General features: G+C 48.4%; 8 protein-coding genes. 3 read left to right on the top strand and 5 right to left on the bottom strand.

Annotated features, from left to right (window positions below; all coding sequences use genetic code 11):
* Positions 1–349: integrase core domain-containing protein (locus tag BMY09_RS21750; protein ID WP_139203231.1), on the top strand; the 349-nt coding region annotated here is incomplete at its 5' end.
* Positions 350–506: 157 nt separating this feature from the next.
* Complete coding sequence (locus BMY09_RS21745; RefSeq protein WP_091362245.1) at positions 507–1,178, top strand: ion transporter; 672 nt, start codon at positions 507–509, stop codon at positions 1,176–1,178.
* Positions 1,179–1,289: 111 nt separating this feature from the next.
* Here the strand turns inward: BMY09_RS21745 and BMY09_RS21740 are convergent, their stop codons facing one another.
* The 3 genes from BMY09_RS21740 to BMY09_RS21730 all read right to left on the bottom strand — a co-directional run bounded on the left by BMY09_RS21740 (position 1,290) and on the right by BMY09_RS21730 (position 4,475).
* On the bottom strand, positions 1,290–2,510 hold the full coding sequence (locus BMY09_RS21740; protein WP_245756655.1) for a quaternary amine ABC transporter ATP-binding protein: 1,221 nt from the start codon (positions 2,508–2,510) through the stop codon (positions 1,290–1,292).
* The gene (locus BMY09_RS21735; protein ID WP_091362244.1) at positions 2,503–3,402 is read right to left on the bottom strand and encodes an ABC transporter permease; all 900 of its coding nucleotides are present in this window, start codon (positions 3,400–3,402) and stop codon (positions 2,503–2,505) included. Before BMY09_RS21735 ends, BMY09_RS21740 begins: the two co-directional genes overlap by 8 nt.
* Positions 3,403–3,482: 80 nt before the next feature.
* Positions 3,483–4,475, bottom strand: coding sequence for an ABC transporter substrate-binding protein (locus tag BMY09_RS21730; RefSeq protein WP_091362243.1), 993 nt, complete (start codon positions 4,473–4,475; stop codon positions 3,483–3,485).
* 175 nt (positions 4,476–4,650) lie between these two features.
* On the opposite strand from BMY09_RS21730, the gene BMY09_RS21725 reads away from it, so the two are divergent.
* Positions 4,651–5,166, top strand: coding sequence for a MarR family winged helix-turn-helix transcriptional regulator (locus BMY09_RS21725; protein ID WP_245756654.1), 516 nt, complete (start codon positions 4,651–4,653; stop codon positions 5,164–5,166).
* Here BMY09_RS21725 and BMY09_RS21720 read toward each other — a convergent pair whose 3' ends face one another.
* Together BMY09_RS21720 and BMY09_RS21715 are read right to left on the bottom strand one after the other, a co-directional pair.
* Entirely contained in the window at positions 5,167–6,162 is a 996-nt protein-coding gene (locus tag BMY09_RS21720) for a CobW family GTP-binding protein (RefSeq protein WP_091362242.1), read from the bottom strand. It lies immediately after the preceding gene.
* A 112-nt stretch (positions 6,163–6,274) separates the two neighbouring features.
* Entirely contained in the window at positions 6,275–6,946 is a 672-nt protein-coding gene (locus tag BMY09_RS21715; protein WP_091362241.1) for a hypothetical protein, read from the bottom strand.
* Positions 6,947–6,951 lie beyond the last annotated feature (5 nt).

The following is a 6,951-nucleotide window of genomic DNA, read 5'->3' as shown; positions in this document are numbered from 1 at the left end:
CACCCTCAAAATACTGAAAGCAATGGATGTGAAGGTAAAACGGGTGCTGACGGATAATGGTAAGTGCTACACCAGCAGAGCCTTTAGAAATGCCGTCAAAGCGATCGGTGCACGCCCCATGAATACGCGCCCCTATCGCCCTCAGACAAACGGTAAAGCGGAACGTTTTATACAGACGCTGATTCGGGAGTGGTCTTACGGCAAACTGTATAACAATTCCGCTCAGCGAAATGCGACACTATCCTGTTATCTGAAGTGGTATAACCTTGTCAGACCACATGGTAGTTTAAACAAACAACCACCTATAAGCCGGTTACTTGTGAACAACGTATCTGAAATCTACAGCTAGAAAAAGCATTTATAAAACCGCCAGACTGGCGGTTTTTTTGTTGGCACAAGAGGCCTCAGAGCAACAGTAATGTTTGTCTGACGCGTAATGTTTTGGCACTATCGAAGCGGGAAGGATATTGCAATAAAGTTGTTAACGGTCTTAAGGGAAATCAAAGATGAAGGAAAAAGGAGGCGCCGTTTACCAACTATTTCTACTGGCATTGAGCATATACGTTCTCATTGTCGTCTTCTTTGAAACATTCTTGATAACTGACCCTGAAGTTTCGCTTATCCTTCAAAGAATTGATCTGTGCATCTGCTTTGTTTTTCTAGGCGACTTTTTTGTCAATTTGTATCACGCTAATAATAAGATTTCATACTTAAAGTGGGGATGGATAGATTTGTTATCCTCTATTCCTCTGGTTGACCCGTTTCGCTGGGGACGACTTGCAAGAATAGTAAGAATATTAAGATTTATTCGTACTATAAAATCGTTGAAGTTACTTGTTTCATCAATTCAGGCCAGCAAATTTCAAAGCCTGACGTTTGTTGTTATTTTGATCACCTTCGTTGCATATACAGTCTGTGCAAGTCTGATATTGGAACTTGAAAGCAGTTATGAAGGTGGAATAAACACTGCTAATGAAGCGCTATGGTGGGCCTTCCTTAATATAATGAACGCCAAAGTGTCAATCACTCAAGCACAGTCAACCGGGGGCATGGTTGCCACAGTGGTTCTGAATAAAATTGGTTTGCTGTTATTCGCTTATTTCAACGCAATGATTATTGCCTGGTTAATACAAAAAAGAGTATCTATAAATCAAAATTTAGATGCCAACAATACTTGAAAAGCGGCTTAAAAAGCATCTTAAAAACCGCCAATCGGCGGTTTTTAAGATGCTTTTTCTAGCAAGCGGCGCAGCCGCGTCTAGCCACCAGCAGGAGCCGGAGGCTCCGTTCTAGCGACTTCTTGGCTCTTCATTCCCCAATACTTCAGCCAGGGTACTTCTGGAGAGCTGTCCGGTCATCTCTCCTTCGTCATCCACTACGGGGAGTGAGTACTCAGAGTTCAGGGTATCCGGGATAACGGTTTCCAGCACTGCATCCTGTGAAATTGCATCCAGCGCTTCGCAATGTTCTGCGGTTAATGCTGCCTGACGATCTTTGTCATAGGCAGCCTGCAGTTTCTTCTCGGTCACTACCCCCTGATAGCCCTCGTCGTTAACGTAATAGCCGTAGTCTTCTTTAAAACCTCGCATCTGTTTCAGAGCATCTTCGATGGTACTCGCGGTTATCCGGCAAATGGGGTCTTTCATCACGGTTTCCACCGTCAGTGCCCGGGCACGGTTTACATCCCGAACGAAGGCTTCCACATAATCATCGGCAGGATGCAAAAGAATATCTTCCGGTTCGCCCTGCTGCACCATCTCGCCGTCTTTCAGAATAGCGATCCGGTCGCCGATACGCAGGGCCTCATCGAGGTCATGGGTGATAAAGATAATGGTCTTGTGCAGTTGTTCCTGCAGTTCAATCAACTGGTCCTGCATTTCAGAACGGATCAGTGGATCCAGTGCGGAAAAAGCCTCATCCATCAGCAAAATTTCGGCGTCGGTACACAGCGCCCGGGCCAGACCAACCCGTTGCTGCTGCCCACCGGAGAGCTGGGCTGGATATTGATCTTCATAACCGGCCAAACCAACAGCTTTCAACCACTCTTTTGCTTTAGCGCCACTTTCACTTTTGCTAACGCCCTGGATCGCAAGGCCATAGGCAACATTATCGATAACCGATTTATGTGGCAACAGACCGAATCGCTGAAACACCATCGACATTTTATGGCGACGAAACTGCTCCAGCTCTTTTTGTGGCAGTTTCATCACATCAGTACCTTCGACTTCGATCACCCCTTCTGTCGGATCTATCAGTCGATTGAAGTGACGAATCAGGGTTGATTTACCGGAGCCCGACAGCCCCATAATGACAAAGATCTCCCCCTTATTAATGGTCAGATTAATATCTTTTAAGCCCAGGGTATGCCCGGTTTCAGCAAGGATCTCATCTTTGCTTTTACCCGCATGAACCAGCGGCATAAACTTTTTCGGATTATTGCCGAACAGTTTATATAAACCTTCAATTTTTATCAGAGCGGTCTGTTCTGTATTCATCTTAGCCTCAGCCATTATCCATACCCTCCAGGTATCGCTGACTCCGTTTGGCATATGCCTGAGAGACCCGGTCAAAGATAATCGCCAGCGCCACAATCGCCAGACCATTCAATAAACCCAGGGTAAAATACTGATTGGTAATAGACTTCAATACCGGTTGTCCCAAACCTTTCACCCCGATCATCGAGGCGATAACCACCATGGAAAGGGCCATCATAATAGTCTGGTTGATACCTGCCATGATGGTAGGCATCGCCAGAGGTAACTGGACCCCCATCAACCGCTGGACTGAACTGGCACCGTAGGCAGTCGCCGCCTCAAGCACATCCTTATCCACCAACCGGATACCCAGGTTGGTCAGACGAATTACCGGAGGTATGGCATAGATCACTACCGCCAGTACGCCGGGAATTTTACCGATACCCAGCAGCATAACCACCGGAATCAGATAAACAAAGGCAGGCATCGTCTGCATAATATCCAGCAACGGCGTAACCACTGACTGAACCCGGTCCGAACGGGCCATCGCAATGCCGATAGGGACCCCCAACGCAATCGCCATCAGGGTACAGACCAGAATAATACTCATGGTTCGCATGGTATCGTCCCACATACCGAAATAACCGATCAGAAAGAACGAGATGACTACGCCCAGGCTGAGTTTCCATGAACGGCTGGACAGATAGGCCAGACCCGCCACTATTGCGATGATCAGCCACCATGGCGTTGCTAACAACAACTTTTCAAACCACACCAGAAAGGATAGCAGAGGATCAAAAAAGCCCTCTATCATCTCACCGTATTCCCGCGAAAACTCCCGGTAACCGGTGTCCAGAAATTTACGGATATCCCGCAACTCCCCCCTGCTAAGCTGGGGAATCTCACTTAACCAGCCTGAATCAGCCATATTTTACCTCTTTCAGAAACAACACTGCCCGATTACCAAGGCAACCGGGCAGTGACGTATTACAACAATCCACCAGGCGTTTATTGCAAGGCGTGCTTAACTTTGTCAGCAACCTCTGCAGAAACCCACGGAGTCCAAAGATCTTCATGTTCTGTCAGGAAATACTCTGCAGCCACCTCCCCATCGGCCTGATTCTCCTCCATCCAGGCCAGCAAACCATTCAGCTGGTTATTGGTCAGAGAACGGTGAGACACATAGCTATAGGCTGCGGGTGATGTTTCTGCAAAACTCTCGGTGGTGACGGTCTGCACCAGTGAAGGCGGATACATAGTAGGATGCGGATCAACACACTCGTTAGCAGAGATACAGTCGATATAATGCTGTTTATCGATGCCGGAACCGAAATCAACTTTCACCATTTTGTATTTACCCAGTACTGCGGTGGGTGCCCAGTAATAGCCAAACCACGGCTCTTCACGGGTAAACGCCTTTGCGATAGAACCGGCCAGACCCGCACCCGAACCGGGATCGATAAGGTCAAAACCAGAGTCCGCCAGTTTCAGAGCTCTGAACAGATTGCTGGCACTGATCTGACAGTTCCAGCCAGCCGGACAACCATAGAAAGCTGATTTACTGTCATCCTCCGGGTGGGTAAACAACTTAGCGTGCTTTTTTACCCCCTCAATCGTTGCCAGTTCCGGATATTTTTTCACCATATACTCCGGCACCCAGAACCCCTCTTCGCCACCATCAGAAAGTGAGTTACCGGCGTAACGCAGACGTTTCTCAGCAACACCTTTATCCAGGGCATCGCGCATGGAATTACTCCACATCTCCGGCGCAATATCCGGTTCGCCTTTTTCAATCATCGAAGTACCCGTCGGCATGGTATCGCCCGGTACCAGTTCTGCATCACAACCGTAGCCGTGTTCAAGAATAAACTTATCAACATTGGCGATCAGAGTCGCTGAACTCCAGTTCATATCTGCAATCGTAACTTTGCCACACTCATCTGCAGCCATTGCCTGCCCAAAGGCTAATACCATTACTGGTATCGCTAACAGGTTCCTCATGATGCCTCCATGATCTTTCGAACTGATTAATTTGATCTATATATATTAGTCTTCTAATATTTAGAACTCAAACTATTATTACTCTGATTATTTGTACTGCACAGACTCTGGGCTATACTCGCACCACTTTTTTTAAAGCTGCCGTTTCTGAAACATTCCCTATCAAGGGGCTAATATGAGTGAACAGATGAAGATGACCGACCCCGCTCCCTCCTGGCAGGATGTTCTGATTGAACTGAGAAAGATCATCCGGGCGACCGACCTTCAGTCAAAGCGCGTGGTGAAGTCCTGTGGACTGACCATTCCACAGGTGATGGTTTTACGTGCAATTAAACAACTGGGGGATGTTACGGTAAAACGGATCTCTGACGCTGTCTCTCTTAGCCAGGCAACTGTTACCACCATTATGAACCGCCTGGAGGAGCGTCAGTTGGTCGAGCGTATCCGCAGCAATACAGACCGCAGAATCGTTAACGCGCGGCTAACAGTAAGCGGAGACCAGGTTCTTGAAACCGTTCCGCCTCTGCTACATGAAGCGTTTATTCACCGTTTTGAAAGCCTGGAAAGCCTGCAGCAACAGCATATTTTTTCCTCGCTGCAACAGGTTGCCGGAATGATGGATGCAGAATCCCTTGATGCTGCGCCGCTGCTGGATATCGCAGCGCCAACCCGCGAGCGAACAGATAAATAATCAGTACCGGACAGCCATAGCAAGCAGCTGTCGCTCGAGAGCTGCCGCGTCGACAGGTTGCTGGCCAATTATCTCTATCCTGCTATCCATCACCTCATCCAGAGCCTGAACTTTCAACACCGAATCCGCCATATTGAAAGCAAAGATACCCTCATTGGTAATAAACACGGCTTTAAGACGCTCTGCCTCAATCCCCATCAGAAACGGCTCAAGCTTTGAGTAATCAAACTCAAATTCCGGACTAAAAATCCAGCCACTGCTGAAGTAGCCTTCGCTCTGGTTATCTTTACGCAGATAACCACATTCAGGTATCTCTTCGTCAGCCTGAAAATGATCATGTTGATCATGTGAATGTTGCTGTGATTCCACATCATTGATTGAACTATGTTGTGAACCCGTATCCAGCCATGTGAGACTTAGCTGACCCTCAGTGCAACTGACAACTGGGGGATCGCACGCCAGCGTTTGCAGATAGTTCACTAGCTGCTCAATCTCATTACCGCTGTACAGGTCTGCTTTATGGGCCACCACCCGATCGGCAACCTGCAGCTGCTGGTTAAAGGTGTCATTATCGGTATAGCGGAGATCTGATAGTTTTCGGGCGTCCACCAGTGTAATGGTGCTGCGCAGATCGAGAACATCCTGATAGTGTGGCTGCTGCAGTACCCGGATCACTTCCAGTGGATGTCCCAGGCCTGTCGGCTCAATCAGAATACGATCAGGTTTAGCCTGGCGAATCAACTGACTCAGGGCCACCTGCATCGGGATCCCCGCAGCACAACACATACAACCGCCGGGCACCTCCCGCATAAACACCCCGGTTGCCTGCTGCTCATTGGACAGCAGGCCGGCGTCGATACCCACTTCGCCAAATTCATTCACCAGCACCGCCCAGCGTTCATCAGCCGGTTTATGGGTTAACAGATATTGAATAGCGGTGGTTTTCCCCACGCCGAGAAAGCCGGTAATAATATTGGTAGGAATCTGACGGAACATCGGTAAGATCTTAAATGGATTAATTTGTTATAATATAACAAATTAATCCCGGGGCGTCACAATTATCGGTGAACACAGGCAGGATGATAGTGAGCTTAATCAGAACTCTCAGCTAGTCCCGTAGCGCCTGCTCCAGCTGGGTAAGCTTTGCAATCATCTCTTCATTCTGATCTGCCTGAGCCAGTGCATGAGAGATGTGCACGCTATCTAAAAACTGATGATAACGATTATCGGATCTCAGCAAACTCCTTTCGGCTTCAGAGCTTTGCAGTAAAAGTGAGTAGTACGCCTCAATATCGGTAATCGACCACTTATCCTGCTCCAACAAAGCATACATTTGAGCCACGACAGGTGTTGAGGTAACACTGTTCGCCGTTGAGCCAATATCAATCTCCCCGCCTGCCTGCAGAGGCTGACTCGTCTGCCGGCTCAACACCCAATAGAGACCGCCCGCAACCAGGAGCAGACACGCCGTAATCGCCAGCCACTTGCCCGCACTCTTGTTGGGAGGTGTTGCTGACGAAACAGGCAGAACATTCCGGTGCATAGCTGGCGCCGCGATATTAGCTTGCTGCTGGAGATCTCTTACCTGAGAGTGCTGAATCTCTTCCATACGTTGCTGTGGCTGTGTCAAATCCCCCCCGTCAGGTTCACTGACAGGCTGGGTCTGATCACCACGATTCACTAAATGATTGATAAAGTGGCGACGCAGACGCCGGTACTCATGCGTCTCTAACTCGCCATTTGAGTAGCGACAACACAGTTCATACAGACTCCGGCTCATAGCTA

Source organism: Amphritea atlantica (assembly GCF_900111095.1).
Classification (GTDB): Bacteria; Pseudomonadota; Gammaproteobacteria; order Pseudomonadales; family Balneatricaceae; genus Amphritea; species Amphritea atlantica.
This window is presented reverse-complemented; position numbering and strand designations above follow the sequence as displayed.

What these genes read in the sequence shown, in the direction of transcription:
- BMY09_RS21745 (WP_091362245.1), top strand. Translation starts at nt 507, where the DNA reads ATGAAGGAAAAAGGAGGCGCCGTTTACCAACTATTTCTACTGGCATTG.
- BMY09_RS21740 (WP_245756655.1), bottom strand. Translation starts at nt 2,510, where the DNA reads ATGGCTGAGGCTAAGATGAATACAGAACAGACCGCTCTGATAAAAATT.
- BMY09_RS21735 (WP_091362244.1), bottom strand. Translation starts at nt 3,402, where the DNA reads ATGGCTGATTCAGGCTGGTTAAGTGAGATTCCCCAGCTTAGCAGGGGG.
- BMY09_RS21730 (WP_091362243.1), bottom strand. Translation starts at nt 4,475, where the DNA reads ATGAGGAACCTGTTAGCGATACCAGTAATGGTATTAGCCTTTGGGCAG.
- BMY09_RS21725 (WP_245756654.1), top strand. Translation starts at nt 4,651, where the DNA reads ATGAGTGAACAGATGAAGATGACCGACCCCGCTCCCTCCTGGCAGGAT.
- BMY09_RS21720 (WP_091362242.1), bottom strand. Translation starts at nt 6,162, where the DNA reads ATGTTCCGTCAGATTCCTACCAATATTATTACCGGCTTTCTCGGCGTG.
- BMY09_RS21715 (WP_091362241.1), bottom strand. Translation starts at nt 6,946, where the DNA reads ATGAGCCGGAGTCTGTATGAACTGTGTTGTCGCTACTCAAATGGCGAG.